This is a genomic window from Veillonella sp. VA139 (assembly GCF_003992005.1).
Lineage (GTDB): Bacteria > Bacillota > Negativicutes > Veillonellales > Veillonellaceae > F0422.
In genome coordinates this window covers 1-23,012 of sequence record NZ_RQVL01000004.1, presented here as the reverse complement: position 1 = coordinate 23,012, position 23,012 = coordinate 1, and the positions used below count along the sequence as shown (strand labels likewise).

31 protein-coding genes and 2 tRNA genes are annotated in these 23,012 nt (G+C 39.4%); 29 read left to right on the top strand and 4 right to left on the bottom strand.

Annotated elements, in window-relative coordinates; translation table 11 throughout:
- The first annotated feature begins 11 nt into the window (after positions 1-11).
- From EO125_RS02935 to EO125_RS02895, 9 genes are all read left to right on the top strand, one after another.
- Positions 12-374 (top strand): hypothetical protein, encoded by a 363-nt coding sequence (locus EO125_RS02935; RefSeq protein WP_127147590.1) that lies wholly within the window; start codon positions 12-14, stop codon positions 372-374.
- Between the two features lie 171 nt (positions 375-545).
- On the top strand, positions 546-3,341 hold the full coding sequence (locus tag EO125_RS02930; protein WP_127147589.1) for a phage tail tape measure protein: 2,796 nt from the start codon (positions 546-548) through the stop codon (positions 3,339-3,341).
- Positions 3,341-4,051, top strand: a complete 711-nt coding sequence (locus tag EO125_RS02925; protein WP_127147588.1) for a phage baseplate protein — start codon at positions 3,341-3,343, stop codon at positions 4,049-4,051. Before EO125_RS02930 ends, EO125_RS02925 begins: the two co-directional genes overlap by 1 nt.
- On the top strand, positions 4,051-5,166 hold the full coding sequence (locus EO125_RS02920; RefSeq protein WP_206168348.1) for a hypothetical protein: 1,116 nt from the start codon (positions 4,051-4,053) through the stop codon (positions 5,164-5,166). The genes EO125_RS02925 and EO125_RS02920 overlap by 1 nt, the downstream gene beginning before the upstream one ends.
- Positions 5,159-5,581 carry a DUF2577 family protein gene (locus EO125_RS02915; RefSeq protein ID WP_127147587.1) on the top strand — a complete coding sequence of 141 codons (423 nt, stop codon included), beginning with the start codon at positions 5,159-5,161 and terminating at the stop codon, positions 5,579-5,581. Before EO125_RS02920 ends, EO125_RS02915 begins: the two co-directional genes overlap by 8 nt.
- Complete coding sequence (locus EO125_RS02910; protein ID WP_127147586.1) at positions 5,578-6,003, top strand: DUF2634 domain-containing protein; 426 nt, start codon at positions 5,578-5,580, stop codon at positions 6,001-6,003. Before EO125_RS02915 ends, EO125_RS02910 begins: the two co-directional genes overlap by 4 nt.
- A complete protein-coding gene (locus EO125_RS02905; protein ID WP_127147585.1) occupies positions 5,996-7,030 on the top strand; it encodes a baseplate J/gp47 family protein in 1,035 nt (344 codons plus the stop codon). The genes EO125_RS02910 and EO125_RS02905 overlap by 8 nt, the downstream gene beginning before the upstream one ends.
- On the top strand, positions 7,027-7,647 hold the full coding sequence (locus tag EO125_RS02900) for a putative phage tail protein (protein WP_127147584.1): 621 nt from the start codon (positions 7,027-7,029) through the stop codon (positions 7,645-7,647). The genes EO125_RS02905 and EO125_RS02900 overlap by 4 nt, the downstream gene beginning before the upstream one ends.
- 12 nt (positions 7,648-7,659) lie before the next feature.
- Positions 7,660-8,724: a phage tail protein gene (locus tag EO125_RS02895; RefSeq protein WP_127147583.1), complete on the top strand. Its 1,065-nt coding sequence runs from the start codon at positions 7,660-7,662 to the stop codon at positions 8,722-8,724.
- A 198-nt stretch (positions 8,725-8,922) separates the two neighbouring features.
- Here the strand turns inward: EO125_RS02895 and EO125_RS02890 are convergent, their stop codons facing one another.
- Positions 8,923-9,174: a hypothetical protein gene (locus EO125_RS02890; RefSeq protein WP_127147582.1), complete on the bottom strand. Its 252-nt coding sequence runs from the start codon at positions 9,172-9,174 to the stop codon at positions 8,923-8,925.
- A 61-nt stretch (positions 9,175-9,235) separates the two neighbouring features.
- Positions 9,236-10,162: a site-specific integrase gene (locus tag EO125_RS02885; RefSeq protein WP_127147581.1), complete on the bottom strand. Its 927-nt coding sequence runs from the start codon at positions 10,160-10,162 to the stop codon at positions 9,236-9,238.
- 377 nt (positions 10,163-10,539) lie between these two features.
- Here EO125_RS02885 and EO125_RS02880 point away from each other — a divergent pair, with 377 nt between their 5' ends.
- The 7 genes from EO125_RS02880 to EO125_RS02855 are packed head-to-tail and all read left to right on the top strand — an operon-like array spanning position 10,540 to position 14,139.
- A complete protein-coding gene (locus tag EO125_RS02880; protein ID WP_127147580.1) occupies positions 10,540-10,938 on the top strand; it encodes a hypothetical protein in 399 nt (132 codons plus the stop codon).
- A gap of 12 nt (positions 10,939-10,950) precedes the next feature.
- The gene (locus EO125_RS09810; RefSeq protein ID WP_164726422.1) at positions 10,951-11,121 is read left to right on the top strand and encodes a hypothetical protein; all 171 of its coding nucleotides are present in this window, start codon (positions 10,951-10,953) and stop codon (positions 11,119-11,121) included.
- Complete coding sequence (locus tag EO125_RS02875) at positions 11,099-12,469, top strand: collagen-like protein (RefSeq protein ID WP_240630424.1); 1,371 nt, start codon at positions 11,099-11,101, stop codon at positions 12,467-12,469. Before EO125_RS09810 ends, EO125_RS02875 begins: the two co-directional genes overlap by 23 nt.
- 3 nt (positions 12,470-12,472) lie before the next feature.
- A complete protein-coding gene (locus EO125_RS02870) occupies positions 12,473-12,880 on the top strand; it encodes a hypothetical protein (protein WP_127147579.1) in 408 nt (135 codons plus the stop codon).
- Entirely contained in the window at positions 12,852-13,184 is a 333-nt protein-coding gene (locus tag EO125_RS02865) for a hypothetical protein (protein WP_240630423.1), read from the top strand. The genes EO125_RS02870 and EO125_RS02865 overlap by 29 nt, the downstream gene beginning before the upstream one ends.
- Positions 13,181-13,705: an N-acetylmuramoyl-L-alanine amidase gene (locus EO125_RS02860; protein WP_127147578.1), complete on the top strand. Its 525-nt coding sequence runs from the start codon at positions 13,181-13,183 to the stop codon at positions 13,703-13,705. Before EO125_RS02865 ends, EO125_RS02860 begins: the two co-directional genes overlap by 4 nt.
- Positions 13,705-14,139, top strand: a complete 435-nt coding sequence (locus tag EO125_RS02855; protein ID WP_127147577.1) for a hypothetical protein — start codon at positions 13,705-13,707, stop codon at positions 14,137-14,139. The genes EO125_RS02860 and EO125_RS02855 overlap by 1 nt, the downstream gene beginning before the upstream one ends.
- Positions 14,140-14,398: 259 nt before the next feature.
- On the opposite strand, the gene EO125_RS02850 is transcribed toward EO125_RS02855, so the two are convergent.
- Positions 14,399-14,474 (bottom strand) — tRNA-Lys (locus EO125_RS02850).
- A gap of 240 nt (positions 14,475-14,714) precedes the next feature.
- Between EO125_RS02850 and rpmG the strand changes: the two genes are divergently transcribed.
- The 13 genes from rpmG to EO125_RS09805 all read left to right on the top strand — a co-directional run bounded on the left by rpmG (position 14,715) and on the right by EO125_RS09805 (position 22,018).
- Entirely contained in the window at positions 14,715-14,864 is a 150-nt protein-coding gene (rpmG, locus tag EO125_RS02845) for a 50S ribosomal protein L33 (protein ID WP_062401675.1), read from the top strand.
- A gap of 35 nt (positions 14,865-14,899) precedes the next feature.
- Positions 14,900-15,124 carry a preprotein translocase subunit SecE gene (secE, locus tag EO125_RS02840; RefSeq protein ID WP_127147576.1) on the top strand — a complete coding sequence of 75 codons (225 nt, stop codon included), beginning with the start codon at positions 14,900-14,902 and terminating at the stop codon, positions 15,122-15,124.
- A gap of 12 nt (positions 15,125-15,136) precedes the next feature.
- Entirely contained in the window at positions 15,137-15,673 is a 537-nt protein-coding gene (gene nusG, locus EO125_RS02835; protein WP_127147575.1) for a transcription termination/antitermination protein NusG, read from the top strand.
- Between the two features lie 105 nt (positions 15,674-15,778).
- Entirely contained in the window at positions 15,779-16,204 is a 426-nt protein-coding gene (gene rplK / locus EO125_RS02830; RefSeq protein WP_062401677.1) for a 50S ribosomal protein L11, read from the top strand.
- Positions 16,205-16,275: 71 nt separating this feature from the next.
- Positions 16,276-16,986, top strand: a complete 711-nt coding sequence (rplA, locus tag EO125_RS02825) for a 50S ribosomal protein L1 (protein WP_127147574.1) — start codon at positions 16,276-16,278, stop codon at positions 16,984-16,986.
- Positions 16,987-17,167: 181 nt separating this feature from the next.
- On the top strand, positions 17,168-17,671 hold the full coding sequence (gene rplJ / locus EO125_RS02820; RefSeq protein WP_062401680.1) for a 50S ribosomal protein L10: 504 nt from the start codon (positions 17,168-17,170) through the stop codon (positions 17,669-17,671).
- Between the two features lie 52 nt (positions 17,672-17,723).
- Positions 17,724-18,095, top strand: a complete 372-nt coding sequence (rplL, locus tag EO125_RS02815) for a 50S ribosomal protein L7/L12 (RefSeq protein ID WP_127147573.1) — start codon at positions 17,724-17,726, stop codon at positions 18,093-18,095.
- A gap of 114 nt (positions 18,096-18,209) precedes the next feature.
- Positions 18,210-18,569: a hypothetical protein gene (locus EO125_RS02810; RefSeq protein WP_127147572.1), complete on the top strand. Its 360-nt coding sequence runs from the start codon at positions 18,210-18,212 to the stop codon at positions 18,567-18,569.
- 253 nt (positions 18,570-18,822) lie between these two features.
- Entirely contained in the window at positions 18,823-19,545 is a 723-nt protein-coding gene (locus tag EO125_RS02805; RefSeq protein WP_164726421.1) for a YaaA family protein, read from the top strand.
- Positions 19,546-19,746: 201 nt separating this feature from the next.
- A complete protein-coding gene (gene hydE, locus EO125_RS02800) occupies positions 19,747-20,859 on the top strand; it encodes a [FeFe] hydrogenase H-cluster radical SAM maturase HydE (RefSeq protein ID WP_127147570.1) in 1,113 nt (370 codons plus the stop codon).
- Between the two features lie 10 nt (positions 20,860-20,869).
- Positions 20,870-21,436 (top strand): carbonic anhydrase, encoded by a 567-nt coding sequence (locus tag EO125_RS02795; RefSeq protein ID WP_127147569.1) that lies wholly within the window; start codon positions 20,870-20,872, stop codon positions 21,434-21,436.
- 50 nt (positions 21,437-21,486) lie between these two features.
- Positions 21,487-21,577, top strand: a tRNA-Ser gene (locus tag EO125_RS02790).
- A gap of 270 nt (positions 21,578-21,847) precedes the next feature.
- Positions 21,848-22,018, top strand: coding sequence for a hypothetical protein (locus EO125_RS09805; protein WP_164726420.1), 171 nt, complete (start codon positions 21,848-21,850; stop codon positions 22,016-22,018).
- Between the two features lie 236 nt (positions 22,019-22,254).
- Here EO125_RS09805 and EO125_RS02785 read toward each other — a convergent pair whose 3' ends face one another.
- Complete coding sequence (locus EO125_RS02785; RefSeq protein WP_127147568.1) at positions 22,255-22,914, bottom strand: YigZ family protein; 660 nt, start codon at positions 22,912-22,914, stop codon at positions 22,255-22,257.
- Positions 22,915-23,012: the final 98 nt, after the last annotated feature.

The following is a 23,012-nucleotide window of genomic DNA, read 5'->3' as shown; positions in this document are numbered from 1 at the left end:
GAAGTAGAAACATGGCAGTATCTATTAATGATTTAATCGCAAAACGTGAAGAGATTAAAGAGCGTAAGGCTCAAAAAATGACTATCAATACATCTATTGGTGAGATAGTAGCCAAGAAACCATCTGCGTATTTAATGGCAGAGGCTATGGGGTTAGAAGAGCATAACGATGAGTATTTAGTATACAACTGCATTGAAGAGCCTAATTTGAAAGATAAAGATTTACAAGAGGCTTATGAATGCCACGACCCTATTGATATTGTTGGCAAATTATTTGAGTTTGGTGAAGTGAAAGCTATCTCCGAAGTATTGGTTAAATCTGTAGGTATGGGCAAGAAGTTAGACCATGCTATTTTGGATGAATTAAAAAAGTAATAGAAGAGGACTGGGAGGCGGCTACGGCTGCCTATCTAGTGCTAAAAGGTCATACGTTTGAATATTTTTTCAATCTATCCATGGCTGAAAAAGTTATGTGCCATGTAGCGATGGAGAAAGAGCGTAAGGAACGGTTAGAGGTCGCTAAACTTGCAATAAAGGGGGTATTCAGTGGCTGATAAAGAAACATTAGGCGTTGTAATATCTCTTAATGACAAGGGATTTATAAACGGCGTCAAGAAAGCAAAAGAATCAACAGAGGGACTTGCTAAATCTGCTAAGGGGTTGGGACCGTCCATTTCATCAATGGAAAAGAGTATGGGAACGGCTTCCGTAGTATTACAGGGAATCACTGGCAAAGCAAAAGAGGCGAGCAGTGCGATTGGTAAACTCAAACGTACTGCAATGAACACAACCGTCATGATTAAAGCCAAAGATGTGGCAACCCCTACAGTTCGTAAAATCAAAGAAGAATTGAATACATTCAAAGGTAAGGTATACACGGCTACGATAAATGTAAAACAAAACTTATCGGGGTCAGTGAATAAGGGAATCAATGCAGTTAGCGGTGCCATGTTTGGAGCTACTGCACAAATGACGGGCATGGCAGGTATTGGTTTTGGTATCTTTGATGCTATCAAGAAGTATGCAGACTTTGAAGAAGAGATGTCAGCAGTAAGAGCCATCTCGGGAGCTACTGGAGATCAATTTATTCAGTTGAAAGAGAAAGCCATTCAAATGGGGGCAGATACTAAATTTAGTGCGTTGGAATCTGCTCAAGCCTTTAAATATATGGGCATGGCTGGTTGGAAAACTGGAGACATGATCAATGGTATTGCAGGTATCATGGACTTAGCGGCCGCCTCTGGTGAAGATTTGGCTATGACATCGGATATTGTGACGGATAGCCTTTCAGCTTTTGGATTGCAAGCAAAAGATTCTGCTATGTTCGCTGATGTATTAGCAGCAGCTGCAACAAATTCAAATACTACCGTATCCTTAATGGGTCAAACTTTTAAATATGCGGCGCCTGTTGCTGGAGCATTGGGATTTTCCATTCAAGATGTGGCAACTGGTGTAGGGCTTATGGCTAATCAAGGCATTAAGGGAAGTGAAGCAGGTACGGCATTGCGTTCTACTATGACTAGATTAGTTAAACCTACAGCAGATTCAAGTAAAGCAATGAATATGTTGGGCTTAAACATTTTAGATGCCAATGGAAAAATGAAACCATTTGGGCAAATCATCAAGGATATTCGCCAAGGTATGAGCAAATTAACCCCTGAAAGTAGGGCATCGGTAGCGGCCATGTTAGCAGGGCAAGAGGCTATGTCGGGATTATTGGCGATGGTCAATTCTTCGGATGCAGATTTCGATAAATTAGCCAATGCTATTAATAATTCCAATGGTGCAGCTAGAAAAATGGCAGAAGAACGGATGAATAATTTAAAAGGCGACCTTGAACAATTATCAGGTGATTGGGATTCATTTACTACCAAAATCATGGATGGCAAAATTGGTGGATTCCGTGACATTGTGCAAGGGGTCGATAATTGGTTTGCAGGTTTTACTGAGAATATAGAAACCAATGGGATTACCATTACATCTGTTCTTGATGGTATTACATCAGCTGTAAAAGAATTAGTAGGACAAACGTTGAAGATGGAAGGCTTGCCATCTATTCTATCTAGTGTTGTGCTTGCCATGGGTGGTATTGGTGCTTTTAAATTGGGGAAAGGTATATTCAATCTTTTCAAAAAAGGAAAAGGCAAGGGTGGCTCTAGTGGCGGTGATGATACAGTAGGCTCTATGACTATAAACGCATTACAAGTCACATTGAATGCCGCCAAATTATTACCCGGTCAAAGCCCTATGGGATTACCTCAAGGGAATGGAAAAGGAGCTCCTACGGGAGCACCTAAGGGAGCACCTAAGGGACCATCTAAATGGGGTAGTCGATTAGGCAAGGCATGGCGAGGAATTGGCAAGGGTGCTGGTATGCTTGGCCGTGGTTTGGTGAAAATTGGCGGTAAGGCGGCCATTCCATTGTCATTAGCTATGGGTGCTTATGACATAGCTACATCAGATAACAAAGCAAAAGCAACGAGTGGCATGGCAGGTAGTTTGGCAGGCGGTTTGGCTGGTGCTAAATTAGGAGCTATGGGCGGTGCGGCCTTGGGTTCTGTTATACCTGGTATTGGTACAGCTGTAGGCGGTGCATTAGGTGGATTAGTTGGCGGTGTAGGTGGTGCTATCTTTGGCGAAGAACTAGGCAAAAGCATATATGATGGGATAACTTCTAATCTTGATGGCATTAAGCAATGGTTTAGTGATACATGGAATACTGTTGTTAGTGCATGTACCCCTATCATCAATACGATAGTGGGTGTAGTCGCAATGGCTTATGATGGTATCGTTTCTATATGTTCCCCATTAGCTGATTGGTTTAGATCTACGGTGTGGATGCCGATTGCTAGCTTAGCACAATCTACTACGGATACAATTACAAGTGCTTTTGATGGTGCATGTAGTGCTGTAAAAGGGGCATGGAGTGGCATTGTTGATTGGTTTAATCAAAACGTATGGGAACCGTTACAACAATTTGGTCAACAAGCCATATCATCTATTACTAGTGGCATTGGTTCGGCTATGTCGAAAGGGGCTTCCATTACTGGGTTAAGTATTGGCGGCCATGCAACAGGTAGTAATTACTTTGGCGGTGGTTGGACTGAAATCAATGAACGTGGTGGGGAGATTGTAGATTTACCTAGTGGATCGAGAATATACCCTCATGCAACTACTGAAAAAATGCTAGCAGAGCAATTTAGCGGTTCTAATAGTGGAGGTAATAACTATTCTATTAGTGGCAATACGTTTGTAGTACGTGAAGAGGCTGACATTGATAGAATTGCACATTCTTTATTTTCTATGATTGCGTCCGCTGAAACCAACTACGGAGGTGTATAATGTCAAAATTAGTAGCGGGGATAGGTAGGGCATTGTCCTATCTATCCGTTATTATGGGTAAAAGTGGTAATCAGTACCCTACTATTATCTTATCGCAAGGAAATGAACGGCTAGTTTTACCAGTGACACCAACCAAGTATGATGTAGGTTTTGAACAAGAACATAAATCTGTAGATATTACACAAATAGGTGAGGTGTTATTGTTCGGCAATCCTAAGCTGAAAACGCTTTCATTTGATGGATTCTTTCCAGCGAAAGATTACCCTTTCATTGTTGGAGATAAAAGAAAGCCATCGGAGATAGTAGCACTTATTGAAAAGTGGGCAGTATCTAAAAAGCCAGTCCGTGTGATTATTTCCGATGGTCCCATTAATTTAATGATGGCGATTATGTCGTTTCCATGGAAGAAACAAGAAAATACCGGGGATTTGTATTTTACCCTTAGTTTTAAAGAGTACAAAGATTTGAATACATCTACCGTAAGTGATGAAACAAAGGTGGTGGATTCTACTACAGGTTTGAAAGATAGACCTACGATGAAAACTAAGCCAACAACGGCAACCTTATTCAATAGAGGGTCGGACGTACTAGATGCTGCCAAAAAAGCCTATGGGAATTACAAGCATTATGAACGTATTATCCAATCTAATGATTTGAAGCACTTAGCAATTAATAATCTTAGTCAGCTTAGAAAGTTAAAGGTGAAATAATGATTATTAAGCATATAGGCATAAAGGTTGTTAAGGATGAAAAGACAGGGCAAGAAAAGCGAGAACCAGTTGAAAATGATATATCTCACTTAGTCAATAGTGCTACATGGTCGGGTTCTAGGATTCAAGCGGCTAGAAAGTTAGAATTTACTTATACGCAAGAGCCTAGGGATCCAAATTTTCCAGTATATCCAGTAGGCGTAGGAGAAACCATAAAAGCCTATTCCGAAGATGGTGCATTACAATTTGTAGGCAATATTTACAGTACGGAACGAAAAACATCGGCATCTACTATTTCCGTTACTTGTTATGACAACATGTTTATCTTGAGTAAGTCAAAAACAACTAAAAAGTTTACGAATATGACTGCTGAAGATATAACAAAGTCAGTTTGTGCAGAAATGGGTATCAAGGTTGGCAAGCTAGCAAAAACTAAAGAAAAGATGACATTTATAGCTAACAATAAATCCGGGTATCAGATTATTGTTATGGCATATACAGAGGCGTCTAAAAAGACGGGGAAGAAATACCAAACCATGATGGAGGGCGATGAGTTAGATGTTATTGAAAAAGGCTCATTGATTGAGGGATTGGTAATAGACCAATATCGGAATATTACAGATTCATCCTACAAAGAAAGCATTGAAAATATGGTCAATAAGGTAATGGTTACCGATGACAAAGGAAACTTGATTCGTTATGAAAGTAATGACGACCACATCAAACGATATTCCATGATACAAGAGGTTTACAAGGAGGGCAAGAACAAAAATACTGCTGAAGAGGTAAAGGCAATTTTTAAAGGGCCAGAGCGTAGCGGTACCATTGATTGCTTAGGGGATTATGATGCTGTATCTTCGTATTCTGTTGAGATTCGTGATGTCATAACTCAATTAAGTGGTAAGTTTTGGATTAAAAGCGATACCCATACATTCCAAAATGGGCAACATACGATGAAATTAGAAATTGAGTTTGAAAATATCATGAACAAAGAAAATTTAGAAACAGAAGAAAATAACCAAAAGCAGACTGCTAAAGATGTAGAAACTGGTAGCGGTCAAGGTAGACGTTCAACGATTAAACAACAGGCGAGAAAGGTGGATTATTATGCCTAAAGACATACCGAGTGCGGCACATTCCATGGCTAAGGTGGTAGATACTATCCACGGAATTGCTAAAGGAGAACAGCCGATGGGGATGCGTATCGGTGTAGTGACATCGCCATACCCTAATCTTGTTGTGAGGGTAGATAATATCGACATTACCAATGAGCAGATTTATATCAATGATTATTGGAAACCAAACCATTACAGAGAGGCAAAAGGGCATATTATTAGTGAAACACAGCCACGTGCAGGCGGTGGAGGATATGCAGAATTTGCCAGCCATACCCATGCTATCCACAATGACTATACGGACACAATTATCATGACGGATACACTCCGAGTAGGGGACGAGGTAACGGTATTTCCTGTATATGGTCAAGGTGAACAGTTGTATTACATTGGGCAGAAAGTGGTGAAATTATGAGTGTAGAGTTCCCTTTTGTAGGCGGATTGACTATACACGAAAGAGAACAAGAGTTGCCTTTATTTATTGAATACGATAGGGATTTTGAAAACAACAGATTCAAGCATGATAGCTTAGGTAATCGTATACAGGTGACTGGAGATGAGGCACTAAAAGTATGGATCTACAAAGCACTCATGACAGAACGCAATCAATATTTGGCGTATTCCTCAAGATATGGGATTGAGTTAAAACCATTTATCGGTAAGGTGATGAGTGTAGATGAAAGATACAGCGAATTAAAGAGGGTTATTGTTGAGTGCTTAATGGTCAATGGGTACATCAAATCAATTGATAGCATAGAGTTTGAAGAGAAACAGGATAAGGTCGATTGTTTCATATCTTTAACTACTATATATGGAGGATTAAATATAAATGTTTAGGATTCCTAATTCAGATGACATATTAAAAGAGTTACAAAATCAATGTAAATCGCCTTTCAGTAAATTTGAGGGTACATTCGAGTATGATGTATTTTCATCTAATGCTATAGAGTTTATGAAAACCTATGTAGAATTGGGAGAACTATATAAGGTAGCATTTGGTGATACGGCATATGGTGATTTTCTAACAAGAAAGGCCGCAGATAGTGGAGTAATCCGAAAAGAAGCCACAAAAGCGATAGGATTTGTAACGGTAAAAGGTAATGGTGAATTACCTAAAGGCAGTCAATTTGCGACCCAATCAGGGGTATTATTTGAAACAATAGAGAGTGTAATAGTGCAAGGTACATCTACCGTAAAGGTGCAAGCTGTAATAGCTGGTATAGGTGGTAATGTGATGGCACAGGCTATTTCGGTAATACCTATGTCGATACCTGGCATATTGAGTGTATCGAATGCAGAGCCTATGCAGGATGGGTTTGAAACTGAGACAGATGAAGAGTTAAGAACTAGATACCTCAATCATGTACGCAATCCAGGCACATCGGGTAATAGTAACCATTATTATGAATGGGCAATGTCAATAGCGGGTGTAGGTGGTGCTAAGATTATCCCTACATGGAATGGTGCTGGCACTGTAAAAGTGATTATCGTAAATACAGAATATAAAGAGGCGTCTACAGATATTATTAATAATGTACAGGCTTATATTGAAAGAGTACGACCTATGGGGGCTGTAGTGACGGTAAAAACCGTAGAGCCTAGTGTAGTATCTATAGGGATACGACCCGAGGGAGCTTTCAAAATAGATATATTTAAAGAATTGGTAAAAGCCTATTTTGTGGATTTAGCACATCAAGTGATTACAGGTAATCAGATTGTAAAAGTTTCATACCCTAAAATTGGTAGTTTAGCATTGGATGCAGGAGCTACTGATTACACCAATCTAGTATTAAATGGACGAAATGAATCTATCACAGTAGGAGCTGAAACATTGATGGTATTAGGCGAGGTGCAAGTGATATGATCTTTAATTTATTAAGAACGTATAAAGTAGATGTCTTGCGATATTTGCCTAAGTTCTTGAGTAAAGATAGTACTTTCAAGGCAACACAGGATTCATTAAGCGAAGAACATGAGAAACAGCGACTACTGATTATTGACATATGCAAGCAGTTATTCGTGGAAAGTGCTACATGGGGCTTAGATGATTGGGAGCGAGTATATGGATTACACAATAAGCATTTACCAGTAGACCAACGACGTAATTTATTATTGGTCAAAATGCGTGGTACCCAAACAATTACAGAAAGTAAATTACAAGAGATTGTAAATTTGGTGTATCCACCAAAGAATGCGATTGTACGAGAAAATACAGGTCCTAATACATTCAAAGTGATTGTAGATACAATCGATGCCTTGGAAGAAGTACGGCGAGTGGTAGAGATATATAAGCCTGCTCATTTATCGTATTTAATTAGTCATAGCTTAGCTGGGCGAGTGGGTATACGCATAATAGGGGCTGTATCACAAGTGGAACGTATCCATATCATGCCACAAGAAAAAGATAATCATATCGAAACTAGAGGGGCAGTCGCTAGAGTTATAGGGGCTGTAGCCATTAGGGAAAAAGTACATTATTAAAGGAGATATACAGTGAGTAATTATAATAAAATAGTCACAACATTGGCAGGTAGTAATATGCTTGTAGAATCCATTAACCAAAAGAAACCATTAATATTTACAAGGGTTGCACTAGGTGAAGGCACGTTGTTAGAACATGACGATGTGGAATTACTAACAGATTTAAAGCATAAAATTTGTGAAAATGGTGTTGAATCTATTAAGAAAAAAGGTAATGGGGAAATTGATGTAGTCGCCACCATTTCTAATGCAAATGTAAGCACTGGATTTTATGCACGTGAATTGGGGGTATTTGCGAAAGTAGGAGAAGATGGTATTGAAAAACTATTTGCTTATACCAATGCAGGGGCTCAAGCAAGTTATACTGTAGCTGGTACATCGTTAGATGAAAAATTAATCACCATAACATTTTATGTGGGTAATGCAGAGAATGTGACGATTAATTTAAATAGCCAAATGTATATAACGAAAGATAATATAGAGGCTATTAAGTCAAATATAGATGGAAAAGTTCAAGCATTTACATCGGATGTTGAAAGCAAAATAAGAGCGTTCAAGGAAGAAGTACATCGAACATCGGTGACAGAGGTCACCAAAGCCGATGAGGGCATCAACGTCACCAAAGGGGGAGCCACGGAATTACTCAAATTATTCACATCAGACAAAGCAGATAGTAACACGGCATTAGCCCCTACACTATCCTTAGTGAAAGCATTAATCGGTGATATTAACGTAGATGTCACAAGCCTTTTACAATCCAAAGGAGTTAGATATGACTTTAGCAACGAAAACGCATGGTACCTATGCTTGGGCGAAGCATTTGGAGGGCTCATTATCCAAGGGGGAAAGAACTATAATGCTTATGTTTGGGATAACCAAAAATACCCTATTACATTTCCTACTGCTTTCATATCAAAATGCGTAAGTGTAATGCTTACATTAGGTAGTGAAAGTGCAAAAGCAGGGGCTAATGTTTGTTACTGTGGATCCATTACTAAAACAGGATTCATAATGGTAGCTGACTCTTCTCATGACACCGCATATCACGATATTTACTATTTAGCATTTGGCATTTAACCAAGGGGGAAAACGCACCGAAAGAAACGATGATTCAGTAACGTTCCCTATTGCGTTCCAACATAAGGTATTTGGTATTCAGTTAACAAAAGGTTGGGGTGTTAATGCTGCAAGTTACAAAAACGCCACCTTGACTAATTTCACCATGTATTCCCACGACAATAGAGGTTATAAAACTACATGGCTAGCTGTTGGACGTTAAATTCCGATTGCAATAATCTCTACTGGTTTTTTATTATTTATTGTTTGGGCTCCACTAGAATTATAATCATAGCCACATATAAAACTATCTTTAGAAACACTATACGAAAAGCAAGGGCGAATAGGACTCATACCTTCTAAACTAAACATTGTCCTAATATCTAAACTAGCAGTTGTAAAGATACATTTATTAGTAAAAGCTATAGGAAATTTATGATACCCTTTATTACCAGTAGTTTCTGTATACATGTATTGCCCATTATTATTAGTAATTTCTAACCCCTTGGATTCTGGATATTTTCCCCCTTGGTCATTTAAGTAATCTAATTGCCTTACGTAACTGACCTAAGGACTTATGCGTATAAACTCCGTCGGTAACGTTGCCACTGGCATGGCCAAGTAGTAATCGCTTGGCATTGTAGTTGGCACCCTCGTTGTCAAGGCGTGTAGCAAAGGTATGGCGACAGTCATGAGTGGTGTGCTTAGCATTGATGGCACGCATTGCTTTATTAAATTCTCTACTTAGAGATGAGTAGGTACGGCATTCTTGGATAACGTATATCGTGTGGAGCCTACGCTCAATGATAGGCCATATACGATCGTGTATGGGAATGGTTCTGATGCCTGATTTCGTTTTAGCCGATGTGATTTTAATCGTGTGTTGCTTGCGATTGACATCACGAGCTTTCAGATTAATCAATTCCGATGCACGCATTCCCGTGTACAAAAGAATGAGCGGAATATCATGAAGCGGTGATTCTAAACACCACAAGCGATTAATTGCTTGCGTGGTGAATGGCTTATGGGAGCGAACTGGTTTATTATGGCCAAGGTTTAGGAATTTGGCATAATTAGTGGTGCACCACCCATTGATGATGGCATAGTCGAATAGTTGGCTAATCAATGTGCGGACCTTCTTGCAGGAACTGTAGGAAAGACCAGTACTAAGCATATGGTCAATGATGTTTTGTAGTTGTAAGTATGTGATGTTACTCATTGCTACATCGTGAATACTAACCAGGTGCGTAAAGGCTGAACCATAATTATTTAGAGTGTTACTGCTAACACTCTTAGCATGCGACGGTAGCCACATGTCATAGACTTGATGCAGTGATAGAGATTGACGGCTGTTGTTAAGTGCATCAATGGCTTCATCGTAAGTGGAGTAATAGCCTAGGACAGAATACACAACATAAGGGCGTTTCGTAGCATGCTTTAGTTTTTGTATAAGTTTCATCGTATCCCTCTTTCAACATAAAAAAGCCCTCGTCCATTGACGAGAGCGGAGAATATGATATAATGAAATTACAAACAAGAAGAACCCGATGTGTTCAGGCGTTAGGTTCATCTTAAAATTGGACAGTTTATGATGACCCTAACGTGTAAGCGCTAGGGTCGTTGTATTATCAGAAACTATTTAAGCAACTGTAATACGGCAACTACTAAAGTAAGAATGGAAATGATTAGTTGAATCTTTTCATAATTACGCATAGTATCACCACCTTTCGGTGATGAACCTAACTCACATCGAGTTCTTATGACAATTATAACATACTAGGCACCTCAAGGGTGCTTTTTTTATGCAATTTTTTATCTCTTAGAAAGGAGAACAACATGGAAAATCGTTATGTATTTGTATTGGATGAAAAGGGGACACGTATCACGTCCTTATTGATTGGAATCCATGGTGAGACGGAAGAGGCATGCCTAGAACTTGCAAAACGTGACTACCCTAATCATACCTATGTGACTGGTGGCGACGATATGCAGGCACAATTTGTTGATTATAAGTGCTACGTTGATGGCGAGTTTATCGACTATGTACCAGAGGTTATTGAACCATCGAAGAAAGATAAAATCGAAGAGTTAAAGAAAGAAGCAGAAAAGGAACGGGAGAAATTAAAGGAAGCATTTCTCACCAAACAGATGAAAGGCTTGCCTACTGATGACATCAAGGTAAAGTTTAAACAAATTGACGTTGACCTTATTAAGAAAATTAAAGAATTGAACTAGGAGGTATTGACTATGAAAGAAACATATTGCGAATGGTGCGGTTCGGTATTATTGGAAAATGGGCGTTGTCCGATTGAGGATTGCGTGCAAAATGTAATTCTTGATGCATTAGCAGACGCAGAGGGCGAACATACAACAGAGGATACAAAGGATACTAAGGATGAAACTAGTACAAACGCATAATTTTATGAAGGAGCAAGGCACGCCCTGCTCCTTTATTATTGAGTATAACAAGGAAGTACAAGCAGAGGATCTATTCGCCGTGGTGCGTGTAAATGCGAACGATACGGACTACGTGGCAAGGTTTACTATTGTAAAAATCGAAAATGTATCCGATGACGCCGTGACTACATTCAAGCTGACATTGGATGGAGATATTCCTCAAGGTCGTTACGTTTATGATGTCTTTGTATATGACGCAAATAACAAGCCTAACTATAAAATTCTAAAAGGTCACATTTTAGTTAAGGCTAGTGTATCAGATAGGGGCGAGCCAATGGATGATGTACGTGTGATAGAGGGCGTACCGCATGATGTAGTTAAAGTGAAAGATTACGGTAGCGGTGGCGTTGGTCCTCGTGGTCCTAAAGGCGATACAGGTGAGCAAGGTCCTCAAGGTATTCAAGGTGAAATGGGTCCAGTAGGACCAGTAGGCCCTAAAGGAGACATTGGCGAACGAGGTCCCAAAGGCGAAGATGGTCAACAAGGACCACGTGGAGAGCAAGGACTACAGGGAATACAAGGGGCGACGGGTCCGAAAGGTGATAAGGGTGATCCATTCCGATATTCCGACTTTACAGAGGAACAACTGCAATCTTTGAAAGGTCCTAAAGGTGATGTAGGGCCTCAAGGACCACAGGGGCCAATCGGTCCAGTAGGTCCATCGGGTGCTAATGCCTCGCCACAAACCTTATCATACAGCAATGGTCAATTGAGTATCAGCGGTGGCAACACTGTTACCATTCCTACAGGTGGTGGAGCAGTACAGGAATCAACTACTCAAAAGAAATACGTATATAAAACACCCAAAGGCGCATCGTGGATGAGTGGCAACAGCTATTTCCAATTAACACGCATAGGCAATATGGTAGTTGCTGGTGCAGATGGAGGTAGTTGGGGCTCTATATCTATTACACCACCTACTAATGAGAATTTTAAAGTGTTACCAAAAAGAGAATCAACGGTCAACGGACGTAAGGGAACATGGCTATTGGTACAGAAACCATTGGACGGTGGATTTACTGGACATCAGATAATTCCACAGGGATTTACGCCAATAAAATCAACGTACGCACCATTAGTCAATGACAATGGCCTTATTGTTGGTACAGTTATGTTTGGCGACTTAGACAATCAGCGGTTAATTAGGTTTCACTTTGATGGTGCTGGTGAAGAAGCTCGCAGGAATATCCCTACATCATTATTGCGATTGGGGGCGTGTGTATGGATAACAGAGGATGCCCCGCCTACGAGCGAAATCAACGACACACTTCATGGTAAATTGACGATTTCAACAATTAAGAAAGGCTAGACGATGAATTATGGATTATTAGAAATAGTGACGCTCATTAGCGGTGTATTCGCCATTGCCAAAATGGTCGTATGGCTGTATGATTCCAAAGTATCAACCGAAAGAGAAATGGAATTGCAAAAGGTCAAGAACGACTTCTTACTCAAACAGGATGAACTGCAGAAACGGCTTGAAATACAAGGAGCAACCGCAGAGAATACCGTCAAGATGAATACGCAGGCTATGCAGCATTTAACGGAAAGTATCGGTGAGCTCAAGGAGACAATCAGAGATACACAAGAGCAGATGGTGTATTTAACAAAGGAGCAAGCCACTTTAAAGGCGTCAGTGAAATCAGCGCATTACAGAATCGACGAATTAAGAGAGAGGGGGTGCGATAATCGTGTTAAACAAAACTGTACTAATCAATAAGGCTAAGGATGTATTACAGAATATTAGACTTGCCAACATACACCCTACGGGGGTGATAGCTACACGGTTACTAGTACTAGTCATGCTAGTACCTATTTTATTGGTGGTCATTGAATACATGCTTGCTTTCATGAAAGGTCACGTATCCGACGACCTAGGTAAGCTAATTAATGTAGGCATCAATATCATTGACCACATATTTATTCCGTCAGTATTAACCGCCTTAGTAGGGTTCCTTGCCTTATGGGTGGACAAGGATAATGATGGTATTCCAGATCAGCTAGAAAGAGAGGAAAAGAAATGAAAGTATTTATTAATCCGGGGCACGACCCTAGAGTAGATAGCGGGGCAGTAAACCCTAACTATGGAACACGTGAGTGTGATGTTGTAAAAGAAGCAGGCGAAATGCTTGCTGATTATCTCACTAGCGCAGGGTGCGAGGTTCGCATCATGCAAGACGATAACTTAGTGATGGTTTGTGATGAATCAAACGAATGGGGTGCAGATGTATTTGTATCACTACATTGCAACGCATCCAACTCAAGAGAGGCGGTAGGGACGGAAACCTACTACAAATCTTTTAATGGCCAACGCTTGGCTAATTACATTCAAAGCCAAATCATTCGGAGTGTTAAGACGACAGACCGAGGAGTGAAACCACCACCATCAGGTGGCTTATACGTGTTAGGGGCAACCGATGCAGTAGCAGTATTAGTTGAGATGGCATTCATCGACAACGATGCTGACCTACAATTATTAAATAATGACTTAGATAAAATTGTAAGAGCCATTGCACGTGGTGTGACGGATTACGAGGTTGCCTAATGTATGAGAAATTTAAAAGTTACATGGATCGCTATTCTTGGGTTACTTACTTTATCATGGCAGGCATTGCCTGTACAATCTGCTGGATTATCTACGGCGGAAGTAACGACACAGACTATCAACGTGCCACTGACCACTTGGAACGAGCTCAAGAGCAACAACGAAAAAGCCTTGAGCTTAATCAGACAGTCGAGGATTCCGTTGAACGAATCGCAAAACTTAATCAACAAGCAAGCGAACGAATTACAAGAACTGAAGTCTATCAACAACAAGCAAGTGAACGAATTGATGAAAGCACAAAACGACTTGATGAAGCAGAGCGCTTACTTGAACGAAATAAACAACTCATTAGAGATGTTGAACAAGGACATCAAGAAGAACAGGGAAACGGAACAACGACTACACCGCCAACGAAATACGTGGGCGCTGATTAGTAGCTTATTATTGGTTGGCTTGGCTGTTAAGTAAATTAGAATAAATAATACAATATTAGGGAATAAAAATAATGCACGTAGCTTCAAAAGTTAGCTCAAATAGCTAGCCGGTGGCTACGTGCATTTTTCACGTAATCAAGTTTAGAAAAAATAAACTGATGTCAAACTGATGTCAAAAAGATGTCAACTTGAAAAAGTTGCATCAATCAATTTTGACGTTACAAAACAAAAGAACCGCACAGTTGAGCGGTTCTAAGTGTGGTGGAACACCAGGGGTTCGAACCCTGGACCCTCTGATTAAGAGTCAGATGCTCTGCCAGCTGAGCTAGTGTTCCATAAGAATTGTGAAATTATACTTTCATTATAGACCTATCATTCAATTTTGTAAACGAAAAATTTATAATTTACATACCTAGCTACTTGCTATTTACAAGGTTCTATGTAATAATAAAGAGGTCAGGAATTGCCTGGCTTTTTTAGATTGCATTTGACATAGTCTTCCACTTGTGGTAGTCTATATTAGTATGTTTATGAAGTAATAGCCGTCTAGGCACTTTAAAGAGAGGTGTAAACTGATGCGTAACGCAGTAACTATGGCTTGTACTGAATGCAAGCAACGTAACTATCAGACTAACAAAAACAAAAAAAACAATCCAGATCGAATTGAAATGAATAAATTCTGTAAATTCTGTGGTAAACACACGTTACACCGTGAAACAAAATAATTGTGATTATTTGTTGACGTGAGGAATGTGATATCATGGCAGGAACTAATTCAAAAGCTCAAGCACAACAAAATGGTAACGGTAAATTCGTTCGTGAAGTGCGGTCTGAGCTCAAGAAAGTAGTCTGGCCTACAAAAAAAGAGCTAGTGAACTATACGATTGCCGTATTTGTTGCAGTAATTTTGATTTCTGTTATTATCGGTATCGTTGACACAGTATTTGCAGAACTTTTTAAGTTGTTAAAGAGTGCTGTAAGGTAGGAGGCTTTTTTAATGGGAACAGATAAAAAGTGGTATGTCTTACATACTTACTCAGGCTACGAAAACAAAGTAAAAACCACTTTGGAGTTGAAAGTTCAAGCTATGGGAATGGAAGATGTGATTTCACAAATCTTAATTCCAATGGAAGATGAAATCGACGAAAAAGATGGCGTAAAAAAAGTAGTAAAACGCAAAGTCTTTCCGGGCTATGTGCTGGTAGAAATGGAAGTGAATGATGAATCTTGGTATGTGGTGCGTAATACACCAGGTGTTACAGGATTTGTCGGTTCTGTAACGAAACCAGTGCCACTATCTGATTCTGAAGTAGCCTATATCTTGAAGTCTCAAGGTTTAGACCAAGAACCAGTACAAACTCTTGATGTTGAAGTAGGAGAAACTGTCCGAATTACATCCGGTGCTTTTGAAGATAGAACAGGCGTTATTACTGAAATCAATCACGATCATGCAAAACTACGTTTGAATGTAGAGATGTTTAATCGTGAAACCCCAGTAGAGGTAGAATTTTCTCAAGTTGAGAAGATTCTTTAATATGCTATATAACTCTAACCTTTTTAGGCGGCCGGGAGGTTGCCAGTGGGAGGGGCAATTTCGCTCCGTTACCACCACATTTTGACGCAAGGAGGTGTAATCACCATGGCTAAAAAAGTTAGTAAAGTTGTGAAATTACAGTGCGAGGCTGGTAAAGCGAGTCCAGCACCACCGATTGGTCCAGCTTTGGGTCAAGCAGGTGTTAACATCATGGGCTTCGTTAAAGAATTTAACGAAAGAACAGCTCAACAAGCTGGTCTTATCATCCCAGTTGTTATTACTGTATACGAAGATAGAAGCTTCACTTTCATCACAAAAACTCCACCAGCTGCAGTTTTATTGAAAAAAGCAGCAGGTATCCCAAAAGGATCTGGAGTACCTAACCGTGATAAGGTAGCTAAAGTTGGTCGCGATAAAGTTCGTGAAATCGCTGAACTTAAAATGCCTGACTTAAATGCTAACACTGTTGAGCAAGCTATGCGTATGGTAGAAGGTACTGCACGCAGCATGGGCATTGAAATCGTTGATTAATTAGCGTACGGTATGTGACTCACATATCGGTGGGAGGGACATCCCGTTACACCACATAAGGAGGAATAAAAATGGCAAAAGTAGGTAAGAAATATGCTGAAGCAGTAAAACTTATCGAAGCAGATAAATTCTACGAACCAGTAGAAGGTATTGAATTAGTTAAGAAAACTGCCACTGCAAAATTCGACGAAACTATTGAAATCGCTTTCAATTTGAACGTCGATCCTAAATACGCTGATCAACAAGTTCGTGGTGCCGTTGTATTACCACATGGTACAGGTAAAACTCAACGCGTACTCGTATTTGCGAAAGGCGACAAAATTAAAGAAGCTGAGGATGCTGGCGCAGATATCGTTGGTTCCGAAGAATTAGTAGCAAAAGTACAAGGTGGTTTCAGCGACTTCGACGTTGTTGTAGCTACTCCTGACATGATGGGCCAAGTTGGTCGTTTAGGTAAAATTTTAGGTCCTAAAGGCTTAATGCCAAACCCTAAAGTTGGTACTGTAACACCTGACGTAGCTCGTGCTGTTAGCGAAATTAAAGCAGGTAAAATCGAATACCGTACAGACAAAGCTGGTATCATTGCTTGTCCTATCGGTAAAGCATCTTTCGATGATGCGAAATTACTTGACAATTTCCGTACAATCGTTGATACTATTATTAAAGCTAAACCTGCAGCAGCTAAAGGTCAATACATTAAAACTGTGACACTTAGCTCCACTATGGGTCCTGGCGTTCCTATGAACGTGTTTAAATTAACAAGCACTAACAAGGAACAATAATTATATATGTTCTCTTAGCTGTAGACGGCTGGCATCATTTGATTTAATGAGGAAACTCGCCCGCTGAGGCTGAATCCAATCTATTATGGAATGGTTCTCGACCTCAACGTCTTCGTTGAGGTCGTTTTTACGCTAAGATAGTACATAGAAAATCACCAAAAATCTACAAGGAGGTATTCTAATGGCTGTCACTCAACAAAAACAAGCAGTTGTAGCTCAAATGAAAGAAACTCTTTCTGAAGCGAAAGGTGCTGTATTAGTTGGTTATAGCGGTTTGACTGTTGCTCAAGTAACAGATCTTCGTCGTAAATTCTTGGCTGAAGGTGTGGAATACAAAGTAATCAAAAATACTTTGACTCGCATCGCTGCTAACGAATTAGGTTACGAAGCTTTCTCTGAGCATTTAGAAGGTCCTACTGCATTAGCAACTTCTAGCACAGATGCTGTAGCTCCAGCTCGTATTCTTGAAAACTTCATTAAAGACACAAAAACAGAAGCTTTAACTATTAAAGCAGGTATTGTGGAAGGTGAAGTTCTTGACGCTGCAAAAGTACAAGAAATTGCAAACTTGCCGAACCGCGAAGGTATGCTTTCCATGCTTCTTTCCGTGCTTCAAGCTCCAGTTCGCAATGTAGCATACGCAGTAAAAGCTGTTGCGGAAGCAAAAGACGAAACTGTTGCATAATAGCAACACAATTAACTAAGATAACATATATCAAAAATGGAGGATATCAATCATGGCATTGAACATCGAAAACATCGTTGCTGAATTAGAAACTGCAACTATTTTAGAACTTAATGATCTTGTAAAAGCAATCGAAGACAAATTCGGCGTAACTGCTGCTGCTCCTGTAGCTGTAGCTGCTGCTGGTGCTGCTGCTGGTGGCGCTGAAGCTAAATCCGAATTCGACGTAATTCTTAAAGATGCTGGTGCTTCCAAAATCAACGTAATCAAAGTTGTACGTGAAGCTACTGGTTTAGGCTTAAAAGAAGCTAAAGCTATCGTTGACGGCGCTCCTGCTGCTGTTAAAGAAGGCGTAGCTACTGCTGATGCTGAAGCTTTAAAAGCTAAATTAGAAGAAGCTGGCGCATCTGTAGAATTGAAATAATTGATTGGCTAGTCAAAAAACCCCTTGAACACTTGTGTTTGAGGGGTTTTTGTTATAATATAGTTGTTGGTAGTAATTATAATTATATGAGAAAATTTAAAGGGAGACAACTATATGATTATATTATTAAATATAGTGTGGTTCATTGTTGCTTTCATAGTTCTTGGATTTATGCTAGATCCTTTTTATCAAGGAAGATATCAAGTTAATGATTTTTCTGAATACTTGGTCACAGAGATATTTAAATGCGTAATGCTGCTTCTTCCGGCCAATATTGCTCATAGAAAAGGTAGATCGTTTAGTTTATTTGCTATTTACGGAATATTCCTATGGATAGCTGCTATTATGCATTCTATTATGATGTCTTCTAATAAAGTTAAAGCAGATCAAAAAAATTATAAAGCTTGCCCATACTGTGGTGAAGTTGTACTTAAAGTAGCAAAAAAATGTAAACATTGTCATGAACAAATTTAGATTGTAAATGAAAAGCATAGAGAACTAGTAGCAAGTTTAAAGGTAGCTTATATAACAAAAATGATGAATGACGGGCAAATTAGCCCGTCTTTTTATATTAAAACTCTTCGATATATGATATACTTTATAGGTATAATATAATACAAAATCTATGGTGAGGGCTATGGGTACATTTGCTAGTGCAAGGAGGTATTGTCCTCTTGGTAGATATGTTATATATAATGAAGATAATTCTAATCGAGTAGAGGAAACTATGAAATTAATTATATCCCCTAGTAAAACAAAAGATATAAAAGGCACCCCAAGTGCATCTCAGTTTGCACCGCATATGACAGAACAAATTGTAAAGCACATGCAGGGCGTATCAAAAGAGGCACTGGGGAAAGCTTTAAAAATAAAAGATACAATCTTAGATGAAGTATATGCTTTTTATCAAAATTACGACAAAGAAGTGGAAGGCATGGCGGCGCTTAGCTATGACGGGCTATCTTTCAAAAATTTTAATTATGATGGACTTTCAGAGAGAGGAAAAGCATTCGCCAATGCTCATGTTTGGATTGGTTCTGCTTTGTATGGTTTAGTAGCCCCTAATAGTGGTATCAAAGGGTATCGGCTGGATTTAATTGATCCTGTATTGAAAGAGGAAAAAACAAATCTCTATGCTTGGTGGCAACCCTTAGTGGATGCCGCTGTAGGTGAGGAAGATTGGATAATCAATTTGGCATCTAAGGAATATTCTAAATGGATTCATCATCCTAAGATGGTAACCATAGAATTTTTAGAGCATCGTAATGGTGTGTGGAAGCAACTAAGCACTTCATCAAAACAGATGCGTGGATCTTTGGCACATTATATCTGTGAACATCAAGTGACGGAACTTTCACAGTTACCAAAAGAATTAAAAGGGTTTGTATTGGATCCTTTGCCAGAGAATATGGATACATCTTTTACCATTGCCTATCGTAAGCAAGTATAAAAGGATGCGAAGAGATATAGAATTTTAGTGTACTAATCATATATAGTGAACAGGGTAATAAGTACATAGTATGTGCATATTGTATACGAATATAATGTGTCAACATAGTATGTAAGATATATTGTGATCTGTATAGATGTATTGGTACGTGTTGTAGATAAGAAATAGACATTTTGGGTGGGATGTCGCAATAGAGGAATTATGACAGTAGATAGTATTTTACAAAAAGACCTTGTGGGAGACCAGTGGTTAACGGAGGAGGAGTTACGATTTCTCATGACCATTACGGATGAGGAGGAATTACAAAAAATATATAAAAAAGCCTATGAAGTAAAAGCTGCTTATGTAGATAAAGTTGCGTATTACCGTGGACTCATTGAGTTTTCCAATCGTTGTATCAAAAACTGTTTATATTGTGGTATCCGCCATGAAAACAGCAAGACAGAACGATTTGATATGTCTCGTGATGATGTACTAAAAATGGCACAATGGGCCTACGACCATGAGTATGGGTCTTTAACACTACAGTCCGGAGAACGTACTGATGATGCCTTTGTAGAGTATGTGGTGGATTTAATTCGAGATATTAAAAAGCTAAGCAATCATGAGCTAGGTATCACCATGTGTGTAGGGGAGCAATCGGAAGAGGCATATAGACGTATGCGTGAAGCAGGTGCGGACCGTTATCTGCTTCGCATTGAAACGACAAATAAAGACTTATTTGAGATGATTCATCCAAAGGATGCATTGCACTCCTTTGAGACACGTGTAAATTGCTTAAAATCTTTGCGCAAGGTAGGATTTCAAGTCGGTACAGGTGTTATGATTGGTTTACCAGGACAAACACTAGATGATCTTGTCAACGACATTTTATTCTATCGTGATATGGATATCGATATGATTGGTATGGGACCCTATGTGGTACACCATGATACACCATTAGGACAGCGCGCGTTAGAATTGGGTATTGATTCACAAGAGGGTAAATTAGAACGAGTGCAGTTAGGACTAAAAATGATCGCCTTAACTCGCCTCTTTCTGAAAGATGTCAATATTGCCGCTACTACAGCTTTACAAGCCTTAGACAAATTGGGTCGTGAAAAAGGATTGGCGGCAGGGGCGAACATCCTGATGCCTATCATTACTGTACCAGAGCATCGCGCGAAATATTTGCTATATGATAATAAACCATGCGTGGATGACAATGCAGACCAATGCAAAGAATGTTTAACACGCCGTGTCATGTCTATTGGTGATCGTGTAGGATGGAAACAGCAAGGCAATTCGCAACATTATAAAAAACGGATACGTTAAGAGGTAAACGATGAACTTATTGAATGAAATATTACGACATAATCGAGAATTTTTGGATAATGCTACTCAAGAACATGGCGATGAGATGCCAACGGTAAGTAAGGTACCAACCCGTGAAATTGCAATTTTGACGTGCATGGATACGCGATTAGTAAACTTTATGGAGCAAGCTCTTGGTATTGAACGGGGCCATGCAAAGGTTATAAAATCGGCGGGTAACTCCATTTCAGGTATGTTTGATAGCGTGGTACGTAGCTTGTTAGTTTGCATCTATGAATTAGGAGTATCTGAAATTTTTGTAATCGGTCATTATGAGTGTGGCATGGCGAAAACTACTTCTGAAAGTTTAACCAAGGCTATGTTATCTCGTGGTGTAGCACCGGAAGCAATTCAAATGGTGCGTCACGAACTAGAGCACTGGGCAGATGGGTTCTCTCATCCCGTAGATAATGTACAAGAAACGGTTAGTATGCTTCGCATGAATCCATTGATTCCAAAGGATGTAGCAGTCCATGGGTTGATGATGCATCCAAACTCTGGAGAAGTCGAAGTGGTAGAAGTTGGCTATGAATTATAAAAAATGATTGACAAATAGAATCAACTTGTGGTATCCTTAATAGGTATCATGGAGGATTACTCAAGAGGCTGAAGAGGACGGTTTGCTAAATCGTTAGGTCGGGTTACCGGCGCTAGGGTTCGAATCCCTAATCCTCCGCCACAGACGAGAGCACATATGCTAGCATGTGTGTTCTTTTGTTTTTTTGATAGTCAAAAATCGTCAAATAAACGTCAAAAAGTTATGGACGATATGCACACTAGTTATAATTAAATTTGATTTAATAAAAAGACTATAAAAAGTGTTATAAAAAATAGTTTATGAGATAATAACTATCTGTCATTTCACAAAACACTTAGACTCTTGTATACTACAGTCATGCAATAAGAACACACACCTTGCGGTGTATATATCAGGAAGGAAGTAACTAATATGAGTTTAGTATCAGCATGGATAGAAAATTTAAAAGAACATCGTTTAGAAGCATGTGAAGCAAGCCAATGCAAAGATAATAGCATTAAAGGTTGGCCACATCCTTGGACTTCTGAATTGCAAGATGAAGAAGTTGTAGAAGTATTTGTAGCAGAATGCTGCAGCCATTAATTTAGCGTACTTTCCCTTTATATAGAGGACTCCAACAAGAAGCACAAAAAACCACGGTGAAGGAAGACACCGTGGTTTTTTGTTGCTCTTTTGGATAATCCCATATCATTTGTTAATCAGAGTTGAATCAAAAATTTTATTAGTCTATTATATAACTGATTTATGTGGTATGGGAGGGATGGCCTGCAGTAACTCTACCATTCTATTACCAATTGCGTGTATATGACATCTAAACATCAGTCATCAGTTATATCAGCAATATATGGTAATTCTACCATACGAACCTCTTGTAATTGCCAAGTTAGATTACCACCAGTTAGATTTGTCAAATCTGTTTCGAGGATGGTCACATTTTCCGGCTCTACATAGATTTCAATAGATACGAGATCCGTAAACGATGCTGTATAGTGAAGTCCTAGTGTTTGTAGTTGGCGTTCTATGGATCCAAAGTTGGAATAATCTATAGAGATGGTCACAATTTGACGAGGTGCAATGAGTAGTTTAGGTCCTTCTTGGACAGCCTTGGCTGCACTATGAGAGTAGGCACGAATGAGTCCCCCTGCTCCTAACTTAATACCACCAAAATAGCGAGTAACTACGACAGCTACATTGGTAATTCTCGTCTTTTTTAATACTTCTAACATTGGTTTTCCCGCCGTACCAGATGGCTCGCCGTTGTCAGAGGAACGTTGTTGTTCTTGGCGAGGACCGATAGTATAAGCGGTACAGTTGTGAGTAGCATCCCAAAATTCTTTGGATATGCGTTGGATAAATGCTTGTGCTTCTGCTTCAGTAGTAACTGGAGCAATAGTAGAAATGAAACGTGACTTTTCTACAATATATTCAGTTCTAAATTCATTGGCTATAGTGATATAAGATTGGGGGATATCTGACATAGAAACTCCTGTGTATTAAAAGGTACTGTCAAGAATTTTGTGTAAACTCTTTAAGAAATAAATGCTCTAAGCAATTAAATGGATGAAAGTAAGTGAGC

Excerpts from the sequence above, each read along its gene's own strand:
- EO125_RS02935 (WP_127147590.1), top strand. The coding sequence starts at position 12 with ATGGCAGTATCTATTAATGATTTAATCGCAAAACGTGAAGAGATTAAA.
- EO125_RS02925 (WP_127147588.1), top strand. The coding sequence starts at position 3,341 with ATGTCAAAATTAGTAGCGGGGATAGGTAGGGCATTGTCCTATCTATCC.
- EO125_RS02920 (WP_206168348.1), top strand. The coding sequence starts at position 4,051 with ATGATTATTAAGCATATAGGCATAAAGGTTGTTAAGGATGAAAAGACA.
- EO125_RS02915 (WP_127147587.1), top strand. The coding sequence starts at position 5,159 with ATGCCTAAAGACATACCGAGTGCGGCACATTCCATGGCTAAGGTGGTA.
- EO125_RS02910 (WP_127147586.1), top strand. The coding sequence starts at position 5,578 with ATGAGTGTAGAGTTCCCTTTTGTAGGCGGATTGACTATACACGAAAGA.
- EO125_RS02905 (WP_127147585.1), top strand. The coding sequence starts at position 5,996 with ATGTTTAGGATTCCTAATTCAGATGACATATTAAAAGAGTTACAAAAT.
- EO125_RS02900 (WP_127147584.1), top strand. The coding sequence starts at position 7,027 with ATGATCTTTAATTTATTAAGAACGTATAAAGTAGATGTCTTGCGATAT.
- EO125_RS02890 (WP_127147582.1), bottom strand. The coding sequence starts at position 9,174 with ATGTATACAGAAACTACTGGTAATAAAGGGTATCATAAATTTCCTATA.
- EO125_RS02885 (WP_127147581.1), bottom strand. The coding sequence starts at position 10,162 with ATGAAACTTATACAAAAACTAAAGCATGCTACGAAACGCCCTTATGTT.
- EO125_RS02880 (WP_127147580.1), top strand. The coding sequence starts at position 10,540 with ATGGAAAATCGTTATGTATTTGTATTGGATGAAAAGGGGACACGTATC.
- EO125_RS09810 (WP_164726422.1), top strand. The coding sequence starts at position 10,951 with ATGAAAGAAACATATTGCGAATGGTGCGGTTCGGTATTATTGGAAAAT.
- EO125_RS02875 (WP_240630424.1), top strand. The coding sequence starts at position 11,099 with ATGAAACTAGTACAAACGCATAATTTTATGAAGGAGCAAGGCACGCCC.
- EO125_RS02870 (WP_127147579.1), top strand. The coding sequence starts at position 12,473 with ATGAATTATGGATTATTAGAAATAGTGACGCTCATTAGCGGTGTATTC.
- EO125_RS02860 (WP_127147578.1), top strand. The coding sequence starts at position 13,181 with ATGAAAGTATTTATTAATCCGGGGCACGACCCTAGAGTAGATAGCGGG.
- EO125_RS02855 (WP_127147577.1), top strand. The coding sequence starts at position 13,705 with ATGTATGAGAAATTTAAAAGTTACATGGATCGCTATTCTTGGGTTACT.
- rpmG (WP_062401675.1), top strand. The coding sequence starts at position 14,715 with ATGCGTAACGCAGTAACTATGGCTTGTACTGAATGCAAGCAACGTAAC.
- secE (WP_127147576.1), top strand. The coding sequence starts at position 14,900 with ATGGCAGGAACTAATTCAAAAGCTCAAGCACAACAAAATGGTAACGGT.
- nusG (WP_127147575.1), top strand. The coding sequence starts at position 15,137 with ATGGGAACAGATAAAAAGTGGTATGTCTTACATACTTACTCAGGCTAC.
- rplK (WP_062401677.1), top strand. The coding sequence starts at position 15,779 with ATGGCTAAAAAAGTTAGTAAAGTTGTGAAATTACAGTGCGAGGCTGGT.
- rplA (WP_127147574.1), top strand. The coding sequence starts at position 16,276 with ATGGCAAAAGTAGGTAAGAAATATGCTGAAGCAGTAAAACTTATCGAA.
- rplJ (WP_062401680.1), top strand. The coding sequence starts at position 17,168 with ATGGCTGTCACTCAACAAAAACAAGCAGTTGTAGCTCAAATGAAAGAA.
- rplL (WP_127147573.1), top strand. The coding sequence starts at position 17,724 with ATGGCATTGAACATCGAAAACATCGTTGCTGAATTAGAAACTGCAACT.
- EO125_RS02810 (WP_127147572.1), top strand. The coding sequence starts at position 18,210 with ATGATTATATTATTAAATATAGTGTGGTTCATTGTTGCTTTCATAGTT.
- EO125_RS02805 (WP_164726421.1), top strand. The coding sequence starts at position 18,823 with ATGAAATTAATTATATCCCCTAGTAAAACAAAAGATATAAAAGGCACC.
- hydE (WP_127147570.1), top strand. The coding sequence starts at position 19,747 with ATGACAGTAGATAGTATTTTACAAAAAGACCTTGTGGGAGACCAGTGG.
- EO125_RS02795 (WP_127147569.1), top strand. The coding sequence starts at position 20,870 with ATGAACTTATTGAATGAAATATTACGACATAATCGAGAATTTTTGGAT.
- EO125_RS09805 (WP_164726420.1), top strand. The coding sequence starts at position 21,848 with ATGAGTTTAGTATCAGCATGGATAGAAAATTTAAAAGAACATCGTTTA.
- EO125_RS02785 (WP_127147568.1), bottom strand. The coding sequence starts at position 22,914 with ATGTCAGATATCCCCCAATCTTATATCACTATAGCCAATGAATTTAGA.